Source organism: Azospirillum doebereinerae (assembly GCF_003989665.1).
GTDB classification, from domain to species: Bacteria; Pseudomonadota; Alphaproteobacteria; order Azospirillales; family Azospirillaceae; genus Azospirillum; species Azospirillum doebereinerae.
Map to the genome: position 1 here is coordinate 80,141 of NZ_RZIJ01000019.1, position 25,398 is coordinate 105,538.

The 25,398-nt window shown below is 70.2% G+C and carries 26 protein-coding genes and 1 tRNA gene; 8 read left to right on the forward strand and 19 right to left on the reverse strand.

Features of this window, described 5'->3' with window-relative positions; genetic code table 11:
- Nucleotide 1 precedes the first annotated feature (1 nt).
- Genes EJ913_RS21635 through EJ913_RS21675 form a run of 9 tightly spaced genes read right to left on the reverse strand, consistent with a single transcriptional unit; the run spans nucleotide 2 to nucleotide 8,070 of the window.
- A complete protein-coding gene (locus tag EJ913_RS21635) occupies nucleotides 2-811 on the reverse strand; it encodes an alpha/beta fold hydrolase (protein WP_127001759.1) in 810 nt (269 codons plus the stop codon).
- Between the two features lie 3 nt (nucleotides 812-814).
- Nucleotides 815-1,222, reverse strand: coding sequence for a hypothetical protein (locus tag EJ913_RS21640; RefSeq protein ID WP_127001761.1), 408 nt, complete (start codon nucleotides 1,220-1,222; stop codon nucleotides 815-817).
- Nucleotides 1,219-2,046 carry a DUF169 domain-containing protein gene (locus tag EJ913_RS21645; protein WP_127001763.1) on the reverse strand — a complete coding sequence of 276 codons (828 nt, stop codon included), beginning with the start codon at nucleotides 2,044-2,046 and terminating at the stop codon, nucleotides 1,219-1,221. Before EJ913_RS21645 ends, EJ913_RS21640 begins: the two co-directional genes overlap by 4 nt.
- Nucleotides 2,043-3,566 carry a class I adenylate-forming enzyme family protein gene (locus tag EJ913_RS21650; RefSeq protein ID WP_127001765.1) on the reverse strand — a complete coding sequence of 508 codons (1,524 nt, stop codon included), beginning with the start codon at nucleotides 3,564-3,566 and terminating at the stop codon, nucleotides 2,043-2,045. The genes EJ913_RS21645 and EJ913_RS21650 overlap by 4 nt, the downstream gene beginning before the upstream one ends.
- The gene (locus EJ913_RS21655; protein ID WP_127001767.1) at nucleotides 3,560-4,312 is read right to left on the reverse strand and encodes an ABC transporter ATP-binding protein; all 753 of its coding nucleotides are present in this window, start codon (nucleotides 4,310-4,312) and stop codon (nucleotides 3,560-3,562) included. Before EJ913_RS21655 ends, EJ913_RS21650 begins: the two co-directional genes overlap by 7 nt.
- Entirely contained in the window at nucleotides 4,302-5,078 is a 777-nt protein-coding gene (locus EJ913_RS21660; protein ID WP_127001769.1) for an ABC transporter ATP-binding protein, read from the reverse strand. Before EJ913_RS21660 ends, EJ913_RS21655 begins: the two co-directional genes overlap by 11 nt.
- Nucleotides 5,075-6,022, reverse strand: coding sequence for a branched-chain amino acid ABC transporter permease (locus EJ913_RS21665; RefSeq protein ID WP_127001771.1), 948 nt, complete (start codon nucleotides 6,020-6,022; stop codon nucleotides 5,075-5,077). Before EJ913_RS21665 ends, EJ913_RS21660 begins: the two co-directional genes overlap by 4 nt.
- Nucleotides 6,019-6,867, reverse strand: coding sequence for a branched-chain amino acid ABC transporter permease (locus tag EJ913_RS21670; RefSeq protein WP_127001773.1), 849 nt, complete (start codon nucleotides 6,865-6,867; stop codon nucleotides 6,019-6,021). The genes EJ913_RS21665 and EJ913_RS21670 overlap by 4 nt, the downstream gene beginning before the upstream one ends.
- 27 nt (nucleotides 6,868-6,894) lie before the next feature.
- Nucleotides 6,895-8,070 (reverse strand): ABC transporter substrate-binding protein, encoded by a 1,176-nt coding sequence (locus tag EJ913_RS21675; RefSeq protein ID WP_127001775.1) that lies wholly within the window; start codon nucleotides 8,068-8,070, stop codon nucleotides 6,895-6,897.
- 346 nt (nucleotides 8,071-8,416) lie between these two features.
- On the opposite strand from EJ913_RS21675, the gene EJ913_RS21680 reads away from it, so the two are divergent.
- The 3 genes from EJ913_RS21680 (at nucleotide 8,417) to EJ913_RS21690 (ending at nucleotide 11,557) form a co-directional block, all read left to right on the forward strand.
- A complete protein-coding gene (locus EJ913_RS21680; protein ID WP_127001777.1) occupies nucleotides 8,417-9,100 on the forward strand; it encodes a GntR family transcriptional regulator in 684 nt (227 codons plus the stop codon).
- A 96-nt stretch (nucleotides 9,101-9,196) separates the two neighbouring features.
- Nucleotides 9,197-10,234, forward strand: a complete 1,038-nt coding sequence (locus tag EJ913_RS21685) for a phosphotransferase (RefSeq protein ID WP_127001779.1) — start codon at nucleotides 9,197-9,199, stop codon at nucleotides 10,232-10,234.
- Between the two features lie 6 nt (nucleotides 10,235-10,240).
- Nucleotides 10,241-11,557, forward strand: coding sequence for an aspartate aminotransferase family protein (locus EJ913_RS21690; RefSeq protein ID WP_127001781.1), 1,317 nt, complete (start codon nucleotides 10,241-10,243; stop codon nucleotides 11,555-11,557).
- Between the two features lie 361 nt (nucleotides 11,558-11,918).
- Here EJ913_RS21690 and EJ913_RS21695 read toward each other — a convergent pair.
- The 3 genes from EJ913_RS21695 to EJ913_RS21705 form a co-directional block, all read right to left on the reverse strand.
- Nucleotides 11,919-11,994, reverse strand: a tRNA-Phe gene (locus EJ913_RS21695).
- Nucleotides 11,995-12,228: 234 nt separating this feature from the next.
- Nucleotides 12,229-13,008 (reverse strand): 3-hydroxybutyrate dehydrogenase, encoded by a 780-nt coding sequence (locus EJ913_RS21700; RefSeq protein WP_127001783.1) that lies wholly within the window; start codon nucleotides 13,006-13,008, stop codon nucleotides 12,229-12,231.
- A 69-nt stretch (nucleotides 13,009-13,077) separates the two neighbouring features.
- Entirely contained in the window at nucleotides 13,078-14,226 is a 1,149-nt protein-coding gene (locus tag EJ913_RS21705) for a patatin-like phospholipase family protein (protein ID WP_127001785.1), read from the reverse strand.
- Between the two features lie 271 nt (nucleotides 14,227-14,497).
- Between EJ913_RS21705 and dmeF the strand changes: the two genes are divergently transcribed.
- Both dmeF and EJ913_RS21715 read left to right on the forward strand, forming a co-directional pair.
- Entirely contained in the window at nucleotides 14,498-15,508 is a 1,011-nt protein-coding gene (dmeF, locus tag EJ913_RS21710) for a CDF family Co(II)/Ni(II) efflux transporter DmeF (protein ID WP_127001787.1), read from the forward strand.
- A gap of 66 nt (nucleotides 15,509-15,574) precedes the next feature.
- Nucleotides 15,575-15,811, forward strand: a complete 237-nt coding sequence (locus EJ913_RS21715; protein ID WP_280531389.1) for a CoA transferase — start codon at nucleotides 15,575-15,577, stop codon at nucleotides 15,809-15,811.
- 64 nt (nucleotides 15,812-15,875) lie between these two features.
- Here EJ913_RS21715 and EJ913_RS21720 read toward each other — a convergent pair whose 3' ends face one another.
- Nucleotides 15,876-16,574: a pirin family protein gene (locus EJ913_RS21720; RefSeq protein WP_127001791.1), complete on the reverse strand. Its 699-nt coding sequence runs from the start codon at nucleotides 16,572-16,574 to the stop codon at nucleotides 15,876-15,878.
- A gap of 136 nt (nucleotides 16,575-16,710) precedes the next feature.
- Between EJ913_RS21720 and EJ913_RS21725 the strand changes: the two genes are divergently transcribed.
- Nucleotides 16,711-17,640 (forward strand): LysR family transcriptional regulator, encoded by a 930-nt coding sequence (locus tag EJ913_RS21725; RefSeq protein ID WP_127001793.1) that lies wholly within the window; start codon nucleotides 16,711-16,713, stop codon nucleotides 17,638-17,640.
- Nucleotides 17,641-17,676: 36 nt separating this feature from the next.
- Here EJ913_RS21725 and EJ913_RS21730 read toward each other — a convergent pair whose 3' ends face one another.
- From EJ913_RS21730 to EJ913_RS21745, 4 genes are all read right to left on the reverse strand, one after another.
- A complete protein-coding gene (locus EJ913_RS21730) occupies nucleotides 17,677-18,432 on the reverse strand; it encodes an SDR family NAD(P)-dependent oxidoreductase (protein WP_127001795.1) in 756 nt (251 codons plus the stop codon).
- Nucleotides 18,433-18,481: 49 nt separating this feature from the next.
- Complete coding sequence (locus EJ913_RS21735) at nucleotides 18,482-19,558, reverse strand: LacI family DNA-binding transcriptional regulator (RefSeq protein WP_127001797.1); 1,077 nt, start codon at nucleotides 19,556-19,558, stop codon at nucleotides 18,482-18,484.
- 19 nt (nucleotides 19,559-19,577) lie between these two features.
- Entirely contained in the window at nucleotides 19,578-21,467 is a 1,890-nt protein-coding gene (locus EJ913_RS21740; protein WP_127001799.1) for a TRAP transporter large permease, read from the reverse strand.
- Between the two features lie 68 nt (nucleotides 21,468-21,535).
- The gene (locus EJ913_RS21745; protein WP_127001801.1) at nucleotides 21,536-22,540 is read right to left on the reverse strand and encodes a TRAP transporter substrate-binding protein; all 1,005 of its coding nucleotides are present in this window, start codon (nucleotides 22,538-22,540) and stop codon (nucleotides 21,536-21,538) included.
- A gap of 386 nt (nucleotides 22,541-22,926) precedes the next feature.
- Between EJ913_RS21745 and lysM the strand changes: the two genes are divergently transcribed.
- Nucleotides 22,927-23,361, forward strand: a complete 435-nt coding sequence (gene lysM, locus EJ913_RS21750) for a peptidoglycan-binding protein LysM (protein WP_127001803.1) — start codon at nucleotides 22,927-22,929, stop codon at nucleotides 23,359-23,361.
- 97 nt (nucleotides 23,362-23,458) lie between these two features.
- Here lysM and EJ913_RS21755 read toward each other — a convergent pair whose 3' ends face one another.
- The gene (locus EJ913_RS21755; protein WP_127001805.1) at nucleotides 23,459-23,656 is read right to left on the reverse strand and encodes a hypothetical protein; all 198 of its coding nucleotides are present in this window, start codon (nucleotides 23,654-23,656) and stop codon (nucleotides 23,459-23,461) included.
- Between the two features lie 6 nt (nucleotides 23,657-23,662).
- On the reverse strand, nucleotides 23,663-23,851 hold the full coding sequence (locus tag EJ913_RS21760; protein ID WP_127001807.1) for a hypothetical protein: 189 nt from the start codon (nucleotides 23,849-23,851) through the stop codon (nucleotides 23,663-23,665).
- A 190-nt stretch (nucleotides 23,852-24,041) separates the two neighbouring features.
- On the opposite strand from EJ913_RS21760, the gene EJ913_RS21765 reads away from it, so the two are divergent.
- Nucleotides 24,042-25,388 carry an MFS transporter gene (locus EJ913_RS21765; protein ID WP_244939449.1) on the forward strand — a complete coding sequence of 449 codons (1,347 nt, stop codon included), beginning with the start codon at nucleotides 24,042-24,044 and terminating at the stop codon, nucleotides 25,386-25,388.
- Nucleotides 25,389-25,398 lie beyond the last annotated feature (10 nt).

Consider the following 25,398-nt stretch of genomic DNA (forward strand, 5'->3'; position numbering starts at 1 on the left):
GTCACAGCCCCAGGCGGCGCAGCGAGTCGAGCACCGCCGGGTTGAACAGCTCGGGCCGCTCGCTCTGCGGGAAATGGCCGACCCCCTCGAACAGCACGAAGGCGTGGGGCACGCTCAGCGCGGCGGCGGCGCGGCGGGCGGCCTCGGGCGGCACCGACCAGTCCTCCTCCCCCTCGATCAGCACCACCGGACAGACGACGCGGCCGATGTCGTCCTCCAACCGGTAGGAGCTGAAGGCACGGATGTCGGTGAAGGCGACCTCGGGGATGCAGCGGCGCGCCTCGGCGACGATCTCGTCGCCGCGCCCGGCCGGCGTCGCGCTGCCGAGCAGGGTGCGGAAGGAGACCTCGAACCAGTCGGTCGGGTTGATGCGGGCCATGTCGAGCAGGATCGGGTTGTAGCCGGAGGTCGCCGCCACATTGTAGGGCGCGCCGTCGACCAGCACCAGCCCGGCGACCCGGTCCGGCGCCTGCGCCGCCGCCGACACGGCGACGCCGCCGCCCATGGAATGGCCCATCAGGATGGGCCGCTCCAGCCCCAGCGCCGCGCACAGCGCCAGGACATGGCGGGCGTTATCGGGGGTGGAGGCCAGGGCGCCGCCGCTCGCTCCCGCGCCAATCGCCAGCCCCGACTTACCGTGGCCCGGCAGGTCGACGGCGACCACGTCGTAGCGCTCGGCCAGCGCGTCGATGGCGTAGCGCCAGGACAGCGTGTCCTGCGAGGCGCCATGGATCGCCACCAGCGGCGTGCTGCCGATCCGTCCGGCGCGTTCGTAATAGCTGCGGATCCCGTTCACATCGACGTACGCCATGGCTCAAACCTCCTCGGAGCGGTCTTGCGCGGCGAGCCGCTGGGCGGCGGAGGTCACGGCGAAGACGAGCAGCCAGTTCTGCACGCAGCTTCGGATGTCGCCGCTCACCGTCATGCGGTGCTGGCGCAGCAGCCGGTTGACCGGCAGGCCGGCCAGCAGGTCGCGCCACGCCGCTCCGTCGCCCTCGATGGTGAAGCGGCTGTCGGACGGGCCGGCGGCGGCGGAGACGGCGGGGCCGTCGACGCGCAGCCATCCGCTCGCGCCGCTCCCGGTGTCGCGCAGCCCGAATGTCAGGTGCGCGGCGGTGCAGCGGTCGCGGAAATAGGCATCCTGCGCCACGGCGCCGGCAAGGCGCGGCAGGAAATCGCCCGTGAAGGGGGCGGGAGCGGCGGTGTCGGCGGGTGCGGTCATGGCTGTTTCCCGGTTGGGCCGTAGCTGGCGGACAGGCCCTCGGCCGGATCGACGCCGGTGCCGTAGGGCAGGATGGGGTAGCGCAGGCCGGACTTGCCCAAGGCCTTCAGCCCCTCGATGGCGCTGGCGAAGTCGCGGGGAGGCAGGGCCATCAGCAGCTCGTCGTCGGCGACGCCGCCGTAGCGGCGCTCGGCGTAGCAGGGGATCGACAGGCTGGGCTTGCGGCTGGCCAGCGCCTGCCCCCAGGAATCGGCGCAGGCGCTCTCGCCGGTGACGCCGAAGGTGAAGCGCCTGTAGCGCTTCCATTGCAGGCCGTTGATGAACAGGATCATCTGGCCGGGCGTGGCGTAGAAAAGCACGATGTCCGGCGGGTCGAGCCGGCGCATGCGCAGCGGCGACACCGCGAGGCCCCGGTAGCGGCCGGGCTCCACCCGCGGCATCGCCGCCTGATGCGCGCGCGCCGCCGCGTGGTCGCGGAACCACACCCCGGCCATCTTGTCGCCCGAGCTGTACTCCGCCCCCAGCGGGTTGATGCCGACGACCGCGCCGCAATTGGCGTTGGGCAGCAGGCTGTCGCCGACGATGCCGAGCGTCAGCCCGCCGATCCGCGCCTGGGTGACGAGCTGGCAGGTGCTGAAGCGCCGCTCCGGCGTGGGCGTGCGCAGGCCGGGCACCGCCCGCATGGCGTCGGCGTCCTCGAACAGCTTCATGCCGATCGGCAGGGTGCGCAGACGCAGCAGGTCGGTCAGTTCCTGCGCAAGATCGCCGAGCTGCGCGGCGCCGACGACGGGTTTCGGGGTTTTTGCGGTTTTGGCGGCGGTCATGGCCGGGCCTCCGTCAGTTTGAACTTCTGGACCTTGCCGGACGAGGAGCGCGGCAGGCCGGCGACCACGGCGATGGCCTTGGGCACCTTGAATCCGGCGAGGCGGGCGCGGCAGAAGGCGCGCAGCTCCTCCGGGTCGGGAGTTTTGCCGGGGGCGGCGACCACGGCGGCCCGCAGCTCCTCGCCCCAGCGCTCGTGGGGGACGCCGAAGACCGCCGCCTCGGAGACCGCCGGGTGCTGGACGAGGCAGTTCTCGACCTCCAGCGCCGCGACGTTCTCCCCGCCGGTCTTCACCATGTCCTTGCTGCGGCCGATGAAATGGGCGAAGCCGTCGGGATCGAAGCGGAACAGGTCGCCGGTGCGCAGCCAGCCGTCGGCGCTCAGCGCGGCGGCGGTGGCCTCCGGGTCGTTCCAGTAGCCGGCGAAGACGGTGGGGGCCTTGACCTGCAACTCGCCGGGCCCGGTCAGGTCGGGCAGGATGCGGCCCTCCTCGTCCGCCAGCCGGTAGGCGACGTGGCGCCAGACATGGCCGACCGAGCCGGGATGGGCCAGGATCTCGGCGGTAAAGCGGTTCTTGATGGTGGTGACGCAGCTTTCGGTCATTCCGAAGCCCCAGCCGAACTCCGCGTTGGGGAAGACCCGGCGGATCGCCGCCTGGCGCTGCTCGCTGAGCGGCGAGGCCGCCGTCTGCACGTAGCGCACGCTGGGGAAACGCAGCTCCGCGAAGCCGGGCCGGTCGGTCAGCGTCACCCACATGGCCGAGAGCAGGAACAGGTGGGTCGGTTGCGCCTCGCCGATCGCGCGCAGCACGGCCTCGGTCTCGAAGCGGGGGACGACGCGCAAGGATCCGCCGCCGTAGAGCACCGGGCCGTTCAGCACGCCGAAGCCGCCGATGTGGAAGAGCGGGGTCGCCAGCAGGGCGCTGGTCTCCTCGCCGATGCCCAGCTCGACCTGATAGTTGACGGCGTTCCACACGAGGTTGCCGTGGGTCAGCACCGCCCCTTTGGGCAGGGAGGTGGTGCCGGAGGTGTAGACGATCAGCGCCGGGGTGTCGGCCTCCACCGCGCCGAACCGCCGCCGTAGCGCGTCGTCGGTTTCCTCGTCCTGCGGTCCGGCCTCCTTCGACAGCGCAGCCACGGTCAGCCACTCGCGCCCGCCGGTGTCGAGCGCGCGGGCGGCCTCCACCAGGGCGGCGTTGGCGTCGTCGTGGAGGACGACGCGCGGGTCGGCGTGGCCGAGCGCCCAGGCCAGTTCCGTCGGGGTCAGCCGCGTGTTGAGCGGGACCAGGATGAAGCCGGTGAGTGCGGTCGCGTGGTAGAGCGCGACGTAGTCGATGGAGCCGTTGGCGACGACGGCGACCCGCTCGCCGCGCCCGGCCCCGAGCGCCTCCAGCCGGTCGGCCTGGCGGCGGGCCAGATCGGTCAGGCCGCCGAAGCCCAGGCGGCGCTCCCCGTCGTCCAGCGCCGCCGCATCGGGCCGGCGTTGCGCGTGGAAGGCGGCGGTCTGGTAGATGTTCACCATGATCTTGCGGGCTCCGGGCTTGCGGGAGAGGCGGTCTCGGCGCCGCCCAGATAGGCGTCGCGGACGCGCGGGTCATCGATGAGGGCGGCGGCGTCGCCCGACAGCACCCGCCGTCCGGCCTCCAGCACATGGCCGGTGGCGGCCAGCGTCAGGGCGAGGCGGGCGTTCTGCTCGACCAGCAGCAGGGTGACTCCGGCGGCGGCGATGGCGCGGATGGCGTCGGCCATGACCCGAACCATGCCGGGCGCCAGCCCCAGCGATGGCTCGTCGAGCAGAAGCAGGCGCGGGCGGCCGACCAGGGCGCGGCCGATGGCGGCCATCTGCTGCTCGCCGCCCGACAGGTTGCGGGCGAGGCTGCCCCGCCGCTCGTCGAGGCGCGGGAAACGGTCGTAGACGGCGGCGATGTCGGCGGCCACGGCGGCGCGGCCCTTGCGGCGCAGCGCGCCGGCCAGCAGGTTCTCATGCACCGTCAGGTCGGGGAACAGCCGCCGTCCCTCCGGGCAGAGCACGACGCCCAGCGCGTGGCGCGCTTCGACCGTCAGCGCGGCGAGGTCGCGGCCCTCGACCAGGATGCGTCCGCCCTGCGGAGGAACCAATCCGGCCACCGCCTTCAGAAAGGTCGATTTCCCGGCGCCGTTGGCGCCGATGATCGCGGTCGTTGTTCCGGAGGGGACCACCAGAGATACGTCCTCCAGCGCCTGCACGGCGCCGTAGCGGACGGACAGGCCCTCGATCTCAAGCCGCATCGGCGTCGCCCCCCAGATAGGCGGCGACGAAGGCCGGGTCGCGCCGCACCAGGGCCGGCGGGCCGTCGGCGATCACCGCCCCGTCGCCCAGCGCGACGATGCGGTCGCACAGCGCCATCACCATGCGCAGGTCGTGCTCGATCAGCAGGATGTCGACGCCGCGCTTGCGGTGGATGGCGCGCAGCAGCGCGCCCATGCGGAGCGTCTCGGTCGGGTTCAGGCCGGCGGCCGGCTCGTCGGCGAGCAGCATGTGGGCGCCGCCGGCCAGCGCCATGACGACGCCGAGGATCTTCTGAAGGCCGTAGGGCAGGGCGGCGGCCTCCGTCTCCGCCACCCCGGCGAGGCCGGCGAAGTCGAGCAGTTCCGCGGCCCGCTCCCCGGCGGCCCGGCGGGCGGCGGCGAGCACCCGCCAGCGCAGCAGATCGGCCGGACGGCCGGCGTGGCGCAGCAGGGCGGCGCGGTGAAGGTGCTCGCGCACGCTCAAGCCCGGAAACACCGAGGTCGCCTGGAAGCTGCGGGCGAGGCCGAGCCGGGCGACGGCGCCGGGACCGAGCCCGGCCAGCGCCCGTCCCTCGAAGCGGATGCGTCCCTCGTCCGGCTTCAGGGTGCCGGCGATGAGGTTGAACAGCGTCGTCTTGCCGGCGCCGTTGGGGCCGATCAGCCCGGTGATGCGGCCGGGCTCCAGAGCGAAGGAGACGGCGCGGACGGCGCGGATGCCGCCGAAGCTGCGGCTGACGCCATCCACGTCAAGGCGGGGAACGGTCATGGCGTGGATCCTTTCGACGCGCGCAGGACGCCCAGCAGCCCGCGTGGCAGGAACAGCAGCAGCGCCATGAGCGCCAGCCCGTAGAAGAGGCGCTGGTAGGCGATGGCGTCGCGGAACAGCTCGGGCAGGGGGACCAGCAGGACGGCACCGGTTAGCGGGCCGAGCAGCAGGGTGACGCCGCCCAGCACGCCCATGATCAGGGCGTTGACGGCGGTCCAGAAGCCGAAGGCCTCCGGCGAGATGTAGCCGAAGTAATGGGCGTAGAGGCTGCCGGCCAGCCCGGCCAGGAAGGCGCTGAAGGCGAACAGGGCGCAGCGGTGGGGCAGGGCGTCGACGCCGAGCGACTGGAGCAGCGGCTCGTTCCCGGCCAACCCGGCGACGATCATGCCGCGCTCGCCCCGCGTCATCCATCGGCACAGCGCCAGCGCCGCCAGCAGCGTGGCGGCGGTCAGCGCGTAGAAGGCCGGCTTGGCGCGCAGCGCGGTCCCGAACAGACTGGCCGGCGGGATGTCGAGCAGCCCGTTGTTGCCGCCGAACAACGACACCCATTCGACGAAGACCAGGACGATCACCTCGCCCAAGGCGAAGGTCAGCAGCACGAAATGGACGCCGCGCACGCGCAGCAGGACCGGCCCCAGCGCGCCGGCCAGCAGCGCCGGCAGCAGCCCGGCCAGCGGCAGGGCGGCGGCGAAGGGCAGGCCGATGTCGCGGGTCAGCAGGGCCGAGGCGTAGGCGCCCAGCCCCATGAAGCCGGCCTGCGCCAGCGAGAGCTGGTTGATCCGCAGCATCACCTGCATGCTGAGCGCCAGCAGCGCGTTGATCCCGACCAGGATGCCGAGATGGTAATGGAAGGGCCGTCCGAGCAGCGGCGGCAGCAGGACCAGCGCCGCCAGCAGGGCCGGCCCGGCGGCGGCGGCGGCAAAGGAACGGATTCGCGCGCTCATGCCCGGCCTCCCAGCCCGGTGGGCTTGACCAGCAGGATCGCCATGACCGCGACGAAGGAGGTCAGGGTGGCCGCCGTCACGCCCAACCAAGTGGACACCGCCGCCTCGGTCACGCCGAGCAGGACCGAGGCGGCGATGGCGCCCGGCACGCTGCCCAGCCCGCCCAGCACGACGACGATGAAGGCCTTCAGGATGGCGGTCTCCCCCATGTAGGGGTGAATGGTGTAGAGCGGCGCGGTGAGCGCCCCGGCCAGCCCCGCCAGCAGGCAGCCGATGCCGAAGGCCGCCGGGTAGAGGCGGCGCGGCGAGACGCCCTGCAACCGCAGGGTCTCCGGATCCTGGGCCACGGCGCGCAACGCGAGGCCGAAGCGCGTGCGCTGGACCAGCAGGTGGAAGGCCGCCACCGCCGCTAGGGCGAAGCCGGCGACGAAGAGCTGGTCCTTGGGCAGCACGGCGTCGCCGATGCGCAGCACGCCGGTCACCGGCCGCTCGACCGACTGCTGGTCGATGGTGAAGAGGACGGCGGCGGCGCCCTGGAGGGTGATCGCCAGGGCGAGCGACATGATCATGCCGCCCAGTTCGTCCCCGGCGTAGCGGCGGAACAGCGCACGCTCGGCCAGGAGTCCGAGGCCGCCGGCCAGCAGCGCCGCCAGCGGCAGCGCCGCCGCGTAGCCGAGGCCGAGCCCGCTGGTCAGCGCGAACACCGCGTAGGCGCCGATCATGACAAACTCGCCATGCGCGAAGTTCACGATGCGCAGGATGCCGAAGATGAGCGTGAAGCCGAGCGCCAGCAGCATGTAGAGCGCGCTTGACATGGCGGCGATCAGAAGAACCTGGGTCAGCATCGCGAACTCCTCATCAGGCGGCGGGCGTCATTGCGCCGCGAGGCGGGCGATGACCTTGCCCTTGCCCTTCTGAATCTCGCCCAGGAAGGATGGAGTGACGAGCTGGTGGTCGATGCCGTAGGCGGCCTTGCCGCCCCAGAACGCCTTGCCCAGCAGCGTGTCGAAAGGCGCACCCTGTTCGATCTGCGCCCGCACCGCGTCGGTGTCGGTCGCCGTGCCGGCCCGGCCGATGGCGGCGAGCAGCAGCTTGGCCGCGTCGTAGAAGAAGAAGGTGAAGTCGCTCATCTCGTTGGGGTGGTGCTTGGCGTATTCGGTTTGCAGCCACGCCCATTCCTTGCTGTCGGGATCGGCGGCGAAGTAGCCGAGCATCCCCTCGGCGTTCTCCGCCCCGGCGCCCTTGACGATCTCCGCCACGTTGACGCCGCCGAACTTGGTGAACTGGCCGCTGAAGCCCAACTCGCGCGCCTGTCGGACGACGAGGCCGGCGGTCGGCGGCGGCGTGGTGTCCAACTCGATGGCGTCGGGTTTGGATGCCAGAATCCTGGTCAGCACGGCGCGGAAATCGGTCTGCTGGCGTTCGAACAGTTCGGCGGCGGCGATGGTGAAGCCGGCCTTGCCGTAGGCCTCGGTCTGGACCTTCTGGCTGTTCCAGCCGGTCTCGTCGTTGGGCGACAGCAGGGCGACGCTGCGGATCGCCGGGCGGTTCGTCTTCAGCCAGTCGATGAAGCTGGCGTTGTACTCCTGCGTCGTCGGAAGGACGCGGAACACGTAGCCGGTGTTTTCCAGCGCCTTGGCCGTGTAGGTGTTGGACAGCAGGATGACCTTGTTGCGTTCGGTGATCGGCTTGATCGCCAGCAGCGACGCCGAGCCGATGGGGCCAAGGATGAACTTCACCTCGTCCTGGTCGATCAGGCGGTTGACGGCGGTGACGGCGCTGGCCGCCTTGTACTGGTCGTCGTAGGAGACGACCTCGACGGTGTGGGGCTTGCCGCCGATGGACAGGCCACCCTTGGCGTTGATCTCGGCTGCTGCGATCTTGGCGCCCGCGTCGATGGCCAGTCCCCATGCGGCCCCCGGACCGGTCAGGCCGCCGACGACCCCGATCTTCAACGTTTCGGCGGCGAGCGCCGGACCCGACAGAGCGCCGGCAACGATCACGCCGCCCACGGCCAGTCGGCGGGCAAGACGCAGCACTTTCAACATGCCAGGAACTCCTGATTTGTACGGACAAATTGGCGTGGGAGGAGGTGTGAACTGGTTTGTAATTCATACTCTGGTATGAGGGATAAGGATGTCAATCCCTATTAATTTTATATGAAATCTGCGTCGATACTCCAGTTTCCTACATAGACAAAGCATTGTCAGAAAGTGATTTTAACGTTAATTAATACATTAGATAAATTTAATTTATAAGATCAAACATTTAGGAATAATTGTTTTCACAGAATCCCGTGGACTTGCGGGCAAGGCTGCCCTGGGAGCGCGTCTTGATCTTGACCTTCCGCTCATTCTTCACCATGATGATGCATCATACAGCGAAGAGCAGGCGATGAGCGGGTTCGATCTGACCCTTCTCGAGCACGACAATCTCGGCAGCACGATTTATCAAAAATTGTGCGAGGCCCTGATGAAGGGCGTGTTCAAACCGGATGATCGTCTCAAGATCCGCGATCTGGCCGAACGTTTGGGAACGAGCGTCACACCGGTGCGCGACGCCATTTTGCGCTTAGTGCAGGACCAAGCGCTGGTGCTGCGTTCGCCGCGCGACATTCGCGTTCCGATGCTGACCAGGGCCGCCTATCTGGAAATCCGCGACATCCGCGTCAATCTGGAAGGGCTGGCCGCCGCGCGCGCCGCCGAAAAAGCCACGCCTGCCCAGATCGAGGTGTTGGAGGCCTTGCTGAAGCGCAACGAGGAGGCGATGGCCGCCGGCGACACCGCGCTGGCCACAGAACTCAACCAGATGTTCCACTTCGCGTTGTCCGAAATCGCGGACATGCCGGTGCTGGGCGACATCCTGCGGCGGCTGTGGCTCCAGATGGGGCCGCTGATCGCCGACGTCTACGACGGTGCCGGGCGCACCATGATCGACCACCACTATCCGCTGATGGACGCCATCCGTCGCCACGACGGACCGGCCGCCACCCGCGCCATCCAGGCCGACATCCTGCTGGCCAGCGGCCCGATCCTGGAGCGGGTCGACGCCGCGACCCCCGAGGCGCTCGCCTCCTGACTCTCTGCCATCATCTCATCGATTCCCAAGGCCGGTCCGCCCATCATGATGATGCATCAAACATTGAACGCTTCGAGCGACGAGGAGACACCGGCCATGACAGCGCCCGACGTCCTGACCACCGCCGCGCCGCCGATCTCGACAGAGGAGGCCGGCGCCATGATGCAGCGGTGCTTCGGCGTGGCCGGCACCGTGCGCGAACTGAGCAGCGAGCGCGACCGCAACTTCCACATCGCGATCCCTGGCGGGCCGGGCTATGTGCTGAAGTTCACCAACCCGGCGGAACCGGCGCTCGTCACCAGCTTCCAGACCGGGGCGATGCAGCATGTGGCCGTGCGCGACGCCGCCCTGCCGGTGCCGCGCGTCGTGTCGACCCTGGAGGGGGAGGCCCAGGCGACGGTCCGGGTCAAGGGGCACGCCATGGTCCTGCGGTTGCTGACCTATCTCGACGGCACGCCGCTCCACGCGGCCCCGGCCTCGCCGGGGCAGATGCGGGCGTTGGGCATGACCCTGGCCAGGCTGGATCTGGCGTTGACCGATTATGACCATCCCGGCTCGCAACGCGATCTGCTGTGGGACATCACGCGCACCGCCAGCGTCGCCGACCGGCTGCATTACTTGGCGGACGGCCCGCGCCGCCGCATGGTGGAACGCTTCGTCGCCCGCTTCGCCGACCGGGTGGCCCCCCGGCTGCCCGCGCTGCGGCATCAGGTCATCCACAACGACCTCAACCCCCACAACGCGGTGGTCGATCCGGTCGGGCACGAGACGGTCACCGGGATCATCGATTTCGGCGACGCGCTGAAGGCGCCGCTGGTCAACGATCTGGCGACGGCGCTCGCCTACCACGTCACCAGCGGCGAGACGCCCTTCGGATCGTTGGTGGAAATGACCCGCGCCTACAACGCCGTGCTCCCGCTGACGCCGGAGGAGGTGGAGCTGCTGCCCGATCTGGTGGCGGGCCGGCTGGCCCTGACCATCGGCATCACCAGCTGGCGCGCGGCCGAATACCCCGCGAACGCCGCCTACATCCTGCGCAACGCCGAACGCGCCTTCGCCGGCCTGGAAACGCTGACCGGCGCCGAGTCCGCCACCGCGCACCGCCTGCTCCGTCACGCCTGCCAGAAAGTGTGAACCGCCATGACCATGATCAACGCCTACGCGCCCGACTCCGCCGGATCCCTGCCGGAGCGCGAGCGCGCCCTGATCGCCCGCCGCGAGAAGCTGCTCGGTCCGGCCTACCGCCTGTTCTACGCCGACCCGATCCACGTGGTGCGGGGAGAGGGAAGCTCCCTCTACGACGCCGACGGCAACCGCTATCTGGACGCCTACAACAACGTCGCCTCGGTCGGGCATTCGCGGCCGGAGGTGGTGGAGGCGATGGCCAGGCAGGCGGCCGTGCTGAACACGCACACACGCTACCTGACCGATGGCATTCTCGACTTCGCCGAGGCCTTCCTGGCGGAATTCCCGGCCGAGCTGTCGCACCTGATGCTGACCTGCACCGGCAGCGAGGCCAACGATCTGGCCCTGCGCGTCGCCCGCGTCCACACCGGCGGAACCGGCGTCGTCATCGCGCACAACGCCTATCACGGCGTGACGGCGGCGCTGGCGGAGATGTCGCCCTCGCTCGGTGGCGCGGTGAAGCTGGGCGACCACGTCCGCGTGGTGCCGGCCCCGGACGGCTACCGCATCCCGGAGGCGGAGGTCGGCGCCGCTTTCGCGCGTTCCGTGGAGGCGGCCATCGCCGACCTGCGCGAGAAGGGGATCGCGCCCGCGGCGCTGCTCGTCGACACGATCTTCTCCAGCAGCGGCGTCTTCACCGACCCGGCCGGTTTCCTCGCCCCTGCGGTGGAGGCGATGCGCAAGGCCGGCGGCCTCTTTATCGCCGACGAGGTGCAGCCCGGCTTCGGGCGGCTCGGCACGCACATGTGGGGCTTCGCGCGCCACGGGCTGGTGCCCGACATCGTGACGGTCGGTAAGCCGATGGGCAACGGCCACCCGGTGGCGGGCGCGGTGTTCCGGCCGGAGGTCATCGAGGCGTTCGGCAAGAGCCAGCGCTATTTCAACACCTTCGGCGGCAACCCGGTGTCCTGCGCCGTCGCGCTGGCCGTGCTGCGCGTGATCAAGGCGGACCGGCTGCAGGAGAACGCCCTGACCGTCGGCACGGCGATGATTGAGGGCTTGCGCGCGCTCGCCGCCAAGCACGACCTGATCGGCGACGTGCGCGGCAGCGGCCTGTTCATCGGCGTGGAGCTGGTGCGCGACCGCAGCCTCAAGACCCCGGCCCCGGAGGAGACGGCCCGCGTGGTGAACGGCATGCGCCAGCGCCGGGTGCTCATCAGCGCGACCGGGCAGGAGGGACACATCCTGAAGATCCGTCCGCCGCTGGTGTTCTCGGCGGAGGACGCCACGCTGTTCCTGACCACCCTGGACGAGGTGCTGGCGGCGCTTTGATCCGGGTTTGCCGATCGCTCCAACGGTGCGGGCGTGCGGATTGGGGCGCGAGGGGCATCCGGACGGAACTGCCCCACACACCCTCGATCCGCACGCGGCATCAGGCGCCCGGTCGGAAAGGGCGGACCCGAACGTCGACGGGTCTGGGACGAGAACGCCCAGATCTACGGAGTGCGGGAAATCCGGCGACAGCTTTGGCGGAAAGGCATCGATTCGGCCCATCGCCCAAATGACTTGCGGCAAGTCCGGTGCGGGTCAGAGAGCGGTATGGGGATGCAGGCGACCGGGGAAGCCGGGGAGCATAAAGCCCCTCGAAAGATAAATCACCATTCTGTCAAGCGCATCAAATGCTTGGAGAGAATGGTGCCCAGGGACGGAATTGAACCGCCGACACGGGGATTTTCAGTCCCCTGCTCTACCAACTGAGCTACCTGGGCATCCTGCGATGCTGGCCGACCGGGCCGACGCACCACGCTGAGGGCGGCTTTGTAGGAAAAATCGAACGGCCTGTCCAGAGGAAAATAGGCTTCTCGTGATGCCGGGCGAGGGCGGGCTGGAGCGGGCGGCGTGGCGGCGCCGGTAACGAGGACAACGGGGTTGTCCGGCTGCGTCAGCCGGACAAGGTCGGGGCGTTGGGGCGGCGATCCCGCGGGTCGTCGCCCCGGACCGCTTCACTGCATGAACCAACCATGGCTGACGACCAAGGACTGGCCGGTCAGTGCGTTGGAGCCGAAGGACGCGAAGAACAGGGCCGCTTCCGCTACGTCCTCGACCGTCGTGAATTCGCCATCCACCGTGTCCTTCAGCATGATGGTCTTCACCACGGCGTCCTCGGAAATGCCGAACTGCTTGGCCTGTTCGGGGATCTGCTTTTCCACCAGCGGCGTGCGGACGAAGCCGGGGCAGATCACGTTGGCGCGCACGCCGTGCGCGGCGCCTTCCTTTGCGACGACCTTGGCGAGGCCGATCAGCCCGTGCTTGGCGGTGACGTAGGGCGCCTTCAGCGCCGACGCCTCCTTGGAATGCACCGAGCCCATGTAGATGATGCTGCCGCTTCCCTGCTGGTACATCGTCCGCAGGGCGGCGCGCGTGGTCAGGAAGGCGCCGTCCAGATGGATGGCGAGAAGCTGCTTCCACTTGGCGAACTCGAACTGCTCGACCGGCGCGACGGTCTGGATGCCGGCGTTGCTGACCAGGACGTCGATGCGGCCGAAGGCGGTGACGGCGCGCGCCATGCCGGCGTCGACCTGGGTCTCGTCGGTCACGTCCATGGCGACGCCCAGCGCCCGCTTGCCCGTGGGGTCGAGGCTGGCCGCCGCCGCGTCGGCGCCGGCTTGGTTGAGGTCGGCGATCACGACCAGCGCGCCTTCGCGGGCGAAGGTCCGGGCGATCTCCAGCCCGATTCCGCTCGCCGCCCCGGTGATGACGGCGACCTTGTCTTGCAAGCGCATGGATGTGCTCCTTGTCTGGATTGGTCTTGTCTGGATCGGTCCCGGCCGTCCGCCGGGATGGGGGTGGGATCAGCCGCGCAGCACGTCGTGCGTGACGGGGCCGGTGCCCCGCGACGGCATCCTCAGCCATTCCGGATGGGCGAGCGTGGCCAGCGTGTCGGCGAGGCCGCTCTCCCAATGCTCGCGCATGCCGGCGTTGGAGAACTCGTAATCCTTGGTGTCGCGCTCGTAGCTTTTGCGGCGGTAGATCAGGTGGACGATGTTGATGGCCGCCCCGCAGGCCGCGGTGCGCAGGGCCTTGGCCTCGTCCGTGTCCTTGAGGTCGTCGGGCAACCGGTCGAGCAGGGCGACCAACTGGTTGCGCAGGGTCTGCTCGTAGGTGACCTTGTCGGTGTTGAAGCGGGTGCGGCTGGAATACATGATGTCCTTCTGCCGCTCCAGCACCTCCGACATGCCGCGCGGGGCCTGCCCGGTGGCGCTCCACAGATCGACCTGGAAGACCAGCGTGTCGCGGCGCGGCTGGTCCTCCAGCACATGGTCGAGCGGCGTGTTGGAGACCAGCCCGCCGTCCCAGTAGAACTCGCCGTCGATCTCGACGGGGGCGAAGCCGGGCGGCAGGGCGCCGCTGGCCATCACGTGCTCCGGGCCGATCCGCTGGGTGGCGTTATCGAAATAGACCGAGTTCCCGGTGCGGACGTTGACCGCGCCCAGCGCCAGCCGGATGCTGCCCGCGTTGATGCGGTCGAAGTCGATCAGGTCCTCCAGCGTCTTTTTCAGCGGCGCGGTGTCGTAGACGCTGGTCGGCCCGGCGAAGGGACCCGCCACCGCCCATTCCACCGCCGCCCGTGGGCGGAAGAAGCCGGGCTGCCCGGACAGCGCCGTGCGCCACGCGCTCCACTGGTTGAGGATGGAGATCGACGGGCCGTCGGGGTCCAGCCGCCGCCACAGGCTTTCCGCGCCTTCCCAAGGAGAAGGAGGGGCGACGCGGTTCCAGAACTCCGACAGCGCCGCGCAACGCCGTTCTGGGGGATTCCCGGCGATCAGCGCCGCGTTGATGGCGCCGATCGACACGCCGGCCACCCAGGTCGGGTGGATGCCGTGCTTGAACAGCCCCTCGACGACGCCCGCCTGATAGGCGCCGAGCGCGCCGCCGCCCTGAAGGACAAGAGCCACCCGTTCATAGGGGGCGATGAGATCGGTGAAGGACCCGTCGCGCATCGATGCCTTTCCCAGCCGGTGTCTTTGGGGATCGTCCGTCCCGCCCGGCTGCCTGGATATGGGGCGGCAAACCGGGGCCGCCACGCAAAACAGCCCGATCGAACGGGTGATCCGGCATGGCAGGCATTCCCGGCGGGACGGTGCGGCGGCACAATGTCCGTGCCGGAAGCACGCCGGCCGGTGGAACCGTCACCCGCAATTCCGTTGCGGCCTCATGGGGCCGGAGGCATTCTGGACCAATTCGGTCCTTATCAGGAAGGAACCTCCGCCAATGCACACGAAGACCATCGAGCCCTGGACCCATGATCACGGCTTCGGCCAGGACCAGGTCCGGCCAGCGGAGTTCCGCACGCTCTTGGTGGTGGTGCTGACCGCCGTGACCATGGTGGCGGAGGTGGCGGCGGGCCTTGCCTTCGGCTCCATCGCGCTGCTGACCGACGGCCTGCACATGGCCTCGCACGCGGCGGCGCTGGGCATCGCGTTGCTCGCCTACGTCTTCGCCCGCCGCCACGCCCGCGACCGGGCCTTCAGCTTCGGCACCGGCAAGGTGAACGCGCTGGCGGGTTTCGCCAGCGCGTTGCTGCTGGTCTTCGTCACGCTGCTGATGCTGTGGGAAAGCCTGCACCGGCTGGTCGATCCGGTGGCGATCTCCTTCGATCAGGCGCTGGTGGTCACGCTGGTCGGGCTGGCCGTCAACGTGATCAGCGTCGCCATCCTGATGCACCGGCCATCCGGCGGCGCGGCGGCGCATGGTCCTCATGACCATCACGATCACGGTCCTCATGGCCATGACCACCACCACGGCCATGCGCATGGGCACGGGGGGCACGGGGGGCACGCGGGACAGGACCACAATCTGCGGGGCGCGATCCTGCATGTGCTGGCCGACATCGCGACCTCGGTGCTGGCGGTCCTGGCGCTGCTGGGCGGCAAGCATCTCGGCGCGTCCTGGCTGGACCCGGCAATGGGCATCGTCGGCGCGGCGATGATCGCCCGCTGGTCCTGGGGGCTTCTGCACGACACCGGCCGGGTCCTGCTGGATCAGGAGGCGCCCGCGGAGGTCCGCGAGGCGGTGCGCGGCGCGATCGAAGCGGACGGCGATTCCCGCATCGCCGATCTTCACATCTGGTCCATCGGTCCGGGGCTGTTCACGACGGTGCTGTCAGTGGTCAGCCACGAACCGCGCAGCCCCGATCATTACAAGGCGCTGCTGCCCACCGGGCTGGGGCTGGTCCATCCCGTCGTCGAGGTCCGACGCTGCCCCGGCGAGGTGGCCCGCTGACGGCCATGTCTGTGTGATGCCCGACACGGCCCCACCCATTGGCGGGCCTTCCTCACGGCGGCGTGCCTGTCGGCGCAAGGCACGGACCACTGGCTGGTGCTTCTCCGCCGCCTCGACGTTCCCTGCGCGCCGGTCAACGCCATCGGCGATCTGATGGAGGACGAACACCTCAAGGCCATCGGCTTGCTCCAGGCGCTGGACCACCCGAGCGAGGGCGCCATCGTGAAGGTCCGCTCACCGATCCGCTTCTCGGAAACGCCCTGCGTCGCGGCCAGCCCGGCGCCGAAGTTCGGCGGCGCTTGATCGCCCGGTCAGGAAGGGTGGTATCTGCCGGTCATCGAGCGACCGGCGGATACCAAGCGTTGCCTCAGGCGGCGTCGACCAGGACGAGTTCGCTGTCCTCGATCGCCGTCACCGTGAAGGTGCCGACCTGCGAGATGGCGGCGCCGTCGCGGGCGTTCACCCGCACCCCGTCGATCTCGACCAGACCGGACGCGGGGACGAGATAGGCGCGGCGGTCCGTGCCCAGGGCGTATTCCGCCGTCTCGCCCGCCTTCAGCGTTGCCCCCACCACGCGGGCGTCGGTGCGGATCGGCAGCGCGTCGTCATCGTCGGCGTAGCCCGAGGCCAGGGTCACGAAGCGCCCGCTGCGCTCGCCCTTGGGGAAGGGCTTGGCCCCCCAGCTTGGCTTCTCGCCGGTTCGCGTCGGCTGGATCCAGATCTGGAAGATGCGGGTCGTCACGTCCTCACGGTTGTATTCGGAATGCGCGATGCCAGTTCCGGCTGACATCACCTGCACGTCGCCCGCCTCGGTGCGGCCCTTGTTGCCGAGATTGTCCTCGTGGGTGATGGCGCCCTCGCGGACGTAGGTGATGATCTCCATGTCGCGGTGCGGGTGCGGCGGGAAGCCGGTATGAGGCTCGATGGTGTCGTCGTTCCAGACCCGCAGGTTGCCCCAGCCCATCCGCTTGGGATCGTAGTAGTTGGCGAAAGAGAAGTGATGCTTGGCGTCGAGCCAGCCATGGTTGTCGCCGCCCAGGGCCTTGAAGGGACGCAGTTCGATCATGATCGGTCTCCTGAAGCCGTGGCCGCCGCTGTCGGGAGCGGTTCGGCCGGTGCGTTTCGTTGAAGACACTCTATCGGTTGCGGCCCTTCCAGTTTAGCCACATAAATTCGGACAAGATGTTCGATGGAGTTGAACGATGGCCAATCCCGGAACCCCCAGCTTCGAGCAACTGCGCATCTTCCTGGCGGTGGTCGACGCCGGCAGCTTCGCCGGGGCGGGGCGGCGCCTGAACCGCGCCGTCTCGGTCATCAGCTACGGCATCGCCAATCTGGAGGCCCAGCTCGGCCTGTCGCTGTTCGAGCGCGAGGGGTCGCGCAAGCCGGTGCTGACCACCGCCGGACGGGCGCTGCTGGCCGAGGCGCGGGCCATCGCCCAGGGGATCGACGGGCTGCGCGCCAAGGTGAAGGGGCTGCTCGACGGGCTGGAGGCGGAGGTCGACCTCGCCGTCGACGTGATGCTGCCGGCCGACCGGCTGGGGCGGGTGCTGCGGGCCTTCGCGCAGGAATACCCGACGGTCTCGCTGCGGCTGCACGCCGAGGCGCTGGGCGCCATCACGGCGCTGGTGCTCGACGGGAAGGCGGTCGTCGGCGTCTCCGGCCCGCTGGCCGCCGGGGTGGAGGGGGTGGAGTGCGTCGCCGCCGGGTCGGTGCCGATGGTGCCGGTCGCGGCCCCCGACCATCCCTTGGGACGGATGGAGCGCATCCCGCCCGGCGCCGGCCGCGACCATGTCCAACTGGTCCTGACCGACCGGTCGCGCTTCACGGAGGGGCAGGATTTCTCGGTGATGAGCGCGCGCACGTGGCGGCTCGCCGATCTGGGCGCCAAGCACGCCCTCCTGCGCGAGGGGATCGGCTGGGGCAACATGCCGCTGCCGATGATCGAGCCCGACCTCGTCGCCGGCACGCTGGTGCGGCTCGCCATGCCCGACCACCCCGGCGGGACCTACCGCTTCGCCGGGGTCTGGCGGCGCGACACCCCGCCCGGCCCGGCCGCCTCCTGGCTGCTCGACCAGTTCGTGCGGCTGGGCGCGGAGGACCGCGAGGAGGCTGGCTTCATCGATCTTTGAGGCGCCCCCGGTGACCGTGGCCGGGGGCGGCGCCGGTTAATAGAGCGCGAGGCCGCCGTTGATCTGCATGACCTCGCCGGTCAGGAAGCTGGCGCGCGGCGAGGCCAGGAACAGTACGGCGTCGGCCACGTCCTCCGGCACGCCCTCGCGGCCCAGCGGCGTGCGGGCGACGGTGGCGCGGCGGCCGTCGGCGTTGGAGAAGACATCGTGGAACCGCGTGCCGATCAGGCCGGGGGCCACCGCGTTGACGCGGATGCCGAGCGAACCGGTCTCCTTGGCGAGGGCACGGACGTAGCTGACCACGGCGCCTTTCGCCGCCGCGTAGTGCGAGGCGCCCGGCCCGCCGCCGTCGAAGGCGGCCAGCGACGACATGGCGACGATGCAGCCGGACTTGCGCGGCTCCATGCGCCGCAGCACCGCCTGGCAGCACAGATGCGTGCTGGTCAGGTTCACGTCCAGCGCCCGGCGCCACAGGTCGAGCGGCGTCTCGGTGACGCGCGAGCGTTGCAGCAGCCCGCCGGTGTTGGCGACCAGCACGCCGAGCGGGCCGAGACGGTCCTCGGTCGCCGCGACGACGCGCTCGACGGCCTCCGGGTCGGTGGTGTCCACCGCGAAGGCCTCGGCGGCGCCGCCGGAGCCGGTGATCTCCGCGACGACGGAGGCGGCCTCCTCGGCGCTGGTCATGTAGGTCAGAGCGACGCGCGCGCCGGCGCGGGCGAAGGCCAGGGAAACGGCGCGGCCGATGCCGGACGCTCCGCCGGTGACGAGGACGGTCGTGTTCGAGAATTCCAAGGGGGATCTCCGGGGTCTGGATCGGGACGAAATCAGGAAAGGGGCGGCATCAGGAAAGGAGAGGGCCGCTGGAGGCGCGGACCACGAGTTCGGGGGGGAAGACGGTTCGGGTGCCGGGGCCGGTGTCCCCGGCCAGCCGGACCGCCAGCCGCCCGATGGCGGTCTCGGCCATGCGGGCCAGCGGCTGGCGGATGGTGGTCAGCGCCGGGTGCAGCAGGGTGGCGAGGCCGATGTCGTCGATGCCGACGACCGACACGTCCTCGGGCACGCGCAGGCCCAGAACGCGCAGTTCGGCGAGGATGCCGAGCGCCGTCATGTCGTTCACCGCCAGCACGGCGGTCGGCCGCGGGGTGGCCGCCGCGATCCGCCGGGCCAGACGGCGGCCGAGTTCCGGCAGGTCGGTGTCGCCGAAGACGGAATCGGAACGCGACGTATCCTCCACCAGAACGACGGCCTCCGTCAGTCCCAGCCGCTCCGCCTCGGCCTTGAAGCCGTCGAAGCGGGCGGCGCGGTTGAAGGTGCCGGTCGGCCCGGTGGCGTAGGCGATGCGGCGGTGTCCGAGCCCGGCCAGATGGGCCACGGCCATCGCCGAGGCCGCCGGGTTGTCCAGCGTGACGGAATCGCCGTCGGACAGCGCGTCGAAGGACACCCGCACGATGCCGCGCTGGGCCAGCCCGGCCATCGTCTCGTTGTCCACCAGGGTCGAGGCGGTGATCAGCCCGCGCACGCCGTAGGCGGCCAGTTCCTCGGCGAACTGGTGCTCTCGGGCCGGGTCGCGCAGGGTGTTGCACAGGATGACGTGCAGGTCCGCCTCCTGCGCGGCCCGCTCGACGGCGACCGCCAGCTCGCCGAAGAACGGATTCGCCACGGTCGGCACGAGCAGCCCGACCATCGGCGAGTGGCCGGTCTTCAACTGGCGGGCGGCGGCGTTCGGCTTGTAGCCCAGCGTCTCGATGGCCTGCTGGATGCGGGCGCGGGTGTCGGCGCGCATGCGGTCCTGCCGGCCGTTCAGGTAGTTGGAGATGCTGGCCGGCGACACGCCGGCGGCGCGCGCCACGTCCTGGATGTTCACCGGGGCGATGCTGGTTGGCTGAACGCTGGCCGGCTGGGTGGGCGCCGAGGTCATGGTCTTGCGGTCTCCGTTCTCAATAACCGGCGCTGCGAGGAAGCCACAGCGTCAGCGCCGGCACCATCGCGATCAGCACCAGCGCCACGACCAGCACGGCGAGGTATTTCATCATCGGCCGCACCACCTGGGACATCGGCACGCCGCAGATCACGCAGGTGGTGCACAGCCCCAGCCCGATAGGGGGCGAGAACAGGCCGATCCCCATGGCGATGATCAGCACCGTCGCGTAGTGCAGCGGCGCCAGCCCCAGCTGCTGGGCGATGGGGACCAGGATCGGGCCGAAGATGATCAGGGCGGGGGCGCCCTCCAGCACCGCGCCGAACACCGCCATCAGGACGATGGACAGCAGGATGAACAGCCATGGCCCCTCGTCGGCGACGAAGGCGACCAGCGCGGCGGCCATGTTCTGCGGGATCATCTCCATGGTCAGCGTGTAGGACAGGCTGGTGGCGGTGGCGATGATGAACAGCAGCGACCCGGCCAGGGTCGAGGTGTCGGCGAACAGGCGGACCACCTTGCGGAGCGTCAGCTCGCGGAAGGCCAGCCCGCCGACCACCAGCGCGTAGACCACCGCGAAGGCCGACACCTCGGTGGAGGTGGCGATGCCCGACACCACGCCCTTGCCGATCATCAACACCATGACGAGCCCGACCGCACCGCCGGCCAGCAGCGCCCGCAGCGGCGTGCGGTCGGGGTAGGCCTCGGCCACGTCGATGCGCTTGCCGGCGATGACGCCGATGACGCAGAGCGCGATGGCGAGCAGCGCCGCCGGCACCAGCCCGGCCAGGAACAGGCCGCCGATCGACAAGTTGGCGACGAAGCCCATGATGATCATGTTGACGCAGGGCGGGATGGTCTCCGCCATCACCGCCGAGGCGGCGAGCAGCCCGGCCGCGTCACCCGGACTCTGCCGGGTGCGGCGGATCGCCGGCATCAGCACGCCACCGACCGCCGCCACGTCGGCCAGCTTGGATCCCGACACGCCGGAGAAGAAGGCCACCGCCGTGACGATGGTCAGGTTCAGCCCGCCGCGCATCCGCCCCATGCCGCGCACGATCAGCTCGACCAGCCGCGCCGACATGCCGTTGATCTCCATGGCGCCGCCGGCCAGCAGGAAGAACGGGATGGCCAGCAGCACGAACTGGTCGACCCCGGCCGTCACCTGCTGGGCGAAGATGGGCAGCGGCAGGGACGGGTCGAGCAGGAAGTAGACGAAGGCGCCGAGCCCCAGCGTGAAGGCGATGGGCACGCCGGCCACCAGCCCGAAGACCAGGCAGAACCCGACGGCGGCCGGGGCCGAGGGCAGGGCGTCCGGCGCCAGTCCCGGCAGGAGCACAGCGGCGGCGGCGACCAGCCCGACCATGGCGCCGCTGGCGATCATGACGGCACGGGGACCGGCCAGCGCCTGCTCCAGCGCCGCCACGGTCATCACCACGACTCCGAACAGCACTGGCGCCACGATCATCGCCTGGGGCAGGCCGGTCGGCGTGGTCTGGCTGAAGGATTCCTTCAACAGCCCGGCGGTCGCCCATAGCAACCCCAGCGAGACCCCGAACAGGATCCAGCGGCTGATCTGCTGGAGCCAGGGGCGCAAAGGCGCCGGCAGCGCCGCCTGGAACATCTCCACCCCCATGTGGCGGCCGCGCGCCATGGCGGTGGCGGCCCCGCTGAACACCAGGGTGATCATCAGGGCCTGCGCGACCTCCTCCGCCCAATCGAGCGGGGCGTGCAGGGCGTAGCGGCAGATGACCGAGACGAAGACGACGAGGACGTCGAGCGCCAGGGCGATGCCGCCCACCGTCTCGGTCACGCGGGCGAGGTGCCGGGTGAGCGCGAAGCCGGCCGGTGGTGTCGCCGTCCCTTGGGCCGTCCCTTCGAGATCCGGCGCGTGTGTGTGGGCGGTCATGGCCCGTTCCCCTCGGTGGCTTCGGGTTTGGCTTCGGGTGTGGCTTCGGATTTCGCGGCGGGGACTGGTCAGGCCGACGCGCGGACGGCGTCGATCACCGGGGCGGTCGCCGGCTGCTGGGCGACGAAGCGCGCCCAGACCGTCTCGACCGCCGCGCGGTAGGCGGCGGTGTCCACGTCGGTGACGGTCACGCCGCGCCCTTGCAGATCGGCGAAGGCACGGGCCTCGGTCTCGGCCGCCTGGGCGCGCTGGTGGTCGGTCGCGGCCTTGGCCGCCGCCTGCACCGCCGTCCGGATGTCGGCCGGAAGCCGGTCGAAGGCGCGGTTGCTGATGACCGGGATGACGGGATTGAAGATGTGCCGGGTGCGGTAGCAGTGCTTGGCGACCTCGTAGAACTTGCCGGCCAGCACGGTCGGCGCGTCCTGCTCCAGCCCGTCGACGACGCCGGTCTGCAAGGCGGCGTAGACCTCGCCCAGCGGAATCGGCGTGGCGACGGCGCCCATGGCCTCCAGCGTGGCGATGAAGTTCGGCACCGGCAGCACGCGGATCTTGATGCCCTTGAGGCCACCCTCCGGCGTCAAGGCCGGGCGGGTGTAGACGTTGCGGGCGCCCAGGCTGTAGGCGTAGCCGAGGATCCGGACCGGCGCGCGCTGCGCCAGGATTCCCGACAGCGTCTGCCCGGCGGTGCCGTCCAGCGCCCGCCCGACATGGCCGGCGTCGGCGAACAGGTAGCCCAGGTCGAGGACGCCGATCTCCGGCGCCACGGTGGCCCAGATCGACGAGCCGGAGATCATCATGTCCACGGCGCCGATCTTCACCTGCTGGACGATGTCGGATTCCTTGCCGAGCTGGTTGTTCGGGAAATAGTTCAGCGTGACCGCGTCGCCGACCGAGGCGGCCAGCGTCGAGCGGAAACGGTCGAACCACAGGAAATGCGAGGAGTTGGCGTCGTCGGTCAGCGAGGACGAGATGCGCAGGCGCAGCGCGGCGGCGGCGTTGCCGGTGCGGATGAACGGGGCCGCCACGGCGACGGCGAGGGTCGATTTCAGGACGGTGCGGCGGGACGCGATCATGGGTTTCCTCCGGGTTGGCGGGACGGGCGCCGAGGGCGGCGACCCTTGTCCCTTATCGTTTTCCGATCGTGCCGGACGCCCCCGTCACGGCTTTGTAAATCGATACACTAAATCGATACACTAAAATTCGTTCGCCAGTCAAGCAGTCCGTTCGGAGGCTTTGGAGGAAGGGGGATCAGTGTGGCGGATCGCCTTGGGCGCCGCTTTCAGGCGCCGGTCGCTGCCGGGATGCGTGCCCAGGTGACGGGGAAATTCGGCCCTGTCATTGCCCGGAAGGAAGGGGCTCTCCCATGGCGCGGCGGCGTATCGGGGGCATGCGGAAAGCGTCCGGAACGGAGCGCCCAAACCCATGTTTCCCCTTCGAACCAACAGGAAGGGGGAAAACCATGGGCTTGTTCGATTTCTTCCGGCGCGACGCCGGCAAGAAGCTCGGCGGCACCGAGACGCCGGACGCCGAGCACATCAAGGCCGAGGTCGGCCGTCTGGGGCTGGATGTCCAGGGACTGGACGTGGCCGTGAACGGCGACACGGTGACGGTGAAGGGGCAGGCCGCCAGCCAGGAGGCCAAGGAAAAGGCCGTGCTGGTGGCGGGCAACGTGCACGGCGTGTCCAAGGTGGAGGAGCAGATCACCGTCGCCCAGGCCCAGCCGGAAAGCCAGTTCTACACGGTCCAGAGCGGCGACACGCTCTCGAAGGTCGCCAAGCAGTTTTACCACGACGCCAACAAGTACCCGGCGATCTTCGACGCCAACCGGCCCATGCTCAAGGATCCGGATGAGATTTATCCGGGGCAGGTCCTGCGCATCCCGCCGGCGGCCTGACGCGTCGTCGCGGGGCCGCCCTGTTTCGAGGGCGGTCCCGTTCCCGCCCCCGCCGCCGGATACGGTCCGGTCGAGGCAGGGGCGGGCAAGGGGCGCCTCAGCTCTTGGTGCGCGGGTCGTGGGTGTGATGGCTGTCCCGCTCGCCGCCGCCGCCGGAGAGCTGGCTGCGCTCGGTGTTGGTCGGCTCGCCGGGGCGGGGGTGCTTCTCGGCCGGGGCCTGCGGCTTGTCGGCGTTCTGGTGGCTGCTGCCGGGGCCGCCGTGATGGCGGTCGGTCTCGTCGTGGCGCTTGGACATGTGAGGTCACCGATCCTGTTGATAGCCCTGATGGGTGGTGTTCTGCCGGGTGTTGCCCTGCTGGCCCTGCTCCTTCGTGTTCGCGGGCGGGGCGTCGGCCGAGGCGGCCGTGTCGGCGGCGGCGCTGTCCGGGACCCCGGCCGGACCCTTGGTGCTGCGGCCGGCGGGCGGGACGGGGGGAGTGTGCTTGGCCATCGGTGGCGCTCCTTCTGTTGAAAGCGTCCTTCCCCAACAGGACCGTCGCCGCCGGGTTCCCCGTTCCGCCGCCGCAAGGCTTGCATGCGAAGAAAGGGGGAGGGCGGATTGCCGGCCGCCCCCTATTCTCCCGGCCATGCCGCACAGCCCTTCGCCGTCCGCCGCCGCCTTGCCCTCTTCGCCCGTTCCGGTGAGCGACGGGCTCCCGGTTCCCCAGCGCTACTGGGCGATGGCGACGATGACGGCGGCGCTGATCATGGCGGTGCTGGACGGGGTGGTCGCCACCATGGCCCTACCCACCATCCAGCGCGAGTTCGCCATCGACGCGGCCCAAGCCATCTGGGTGGTCAACGCCTACCAGATCGCGGTGACCGTCTCGCTGTTCCCGCTGGCCTCGCTGGGCGACATCCTGGGCTACAGCCGGATCTACTGGGGCGGGCTGGCGGTGTTCACCGTCGCCTCGCTGGCTTGCGCGCTGTCGGATTCGCTGCCGCTGCTGACGGCGGCCCGCGTGCTCCAGGGCTTCGGCGCCGCCGGCATCATGAGCGTCAGCCTGGCGCTGGTCCGCCACATCTACCCGGCGGCGCAGCTCGGGCGCGGGGTTGGCTACAACGCGCTGATCGTCGCGGTGTCCTCGGCGGCGGGGCCGAGCATCGCGGCGGTGATCCTGTCGGTCGCCTCCTGGCCGTGGCTGTTCGCCGTCAACGTGCCGATCGGGCTGGCGGCGCTGGTCATCGCCGCGAAATCGCTGCCGCGCTCGGCCCGTTCCGGCCACCGCTTCGACGCGCTCAGCGCCGGGCTGAACGCGGCGACGCTCGGCCTGCTGATCGTCGGCTTCAAGGGGTTGGACGGTGGCCAGCCGGGTTGGCTGACCGGGGTGGAGCTGGTCGCGGCGCTGGGATTCGGCGTCACGCTGGTCCGGCGCGAGCTGGCGCAGGCGGCGCCGCTGCTCCCGGTCGACCTGCTGCGCCGCCCGGTCTTCGCGCTGTCGGTGGTGACCTCGGTCTGCTCCTTCGCGGCGCAGAACATCGCCTTCGTGGCGCTGCCCTTCTTCTTCGAGGACGTGCTGCGCCGCAGCCAGGGCGACACCGGTCTGCTGATGACGCCATGGCCGGTGGCGGTGGCGGTGATCGCCCCGCTGGCCGGGCGGCTGGCCGACCGCTACGAGCCGAGCCTGCTGAGCGGCGCCGGGCTGTCGCTGTTCGCCGCCGGGCTGGGGGCGATGGCGCTCTTGCCACCCGATCCGGCCTTCGCCGACGTGGCGTGGCGGATGGTGTTGGCCGGGCTGGGCTTCGGTCTGTTCCAGACGCCGAACAACAAGGTCCTGGTCACCAGCGCCCCCAAGGAGCGCAGCGGCGGCGCCAGCGGCATCCAAGCCACCGGCCGGCTGCTGGGCCAGACGCTGGGCGCCGCCGCCGTCGGCGTGCTGTTCAGCGCGCTGGGCAAGGCGGACGGCACGGTGTGGGCGATGGCCCTGGGCGCCGGCCTGTGCCTCGTCGCCGGGCTGACCGGCAGCCTGCGCCGCATGGTCCGCTGAGGCGCCTTAC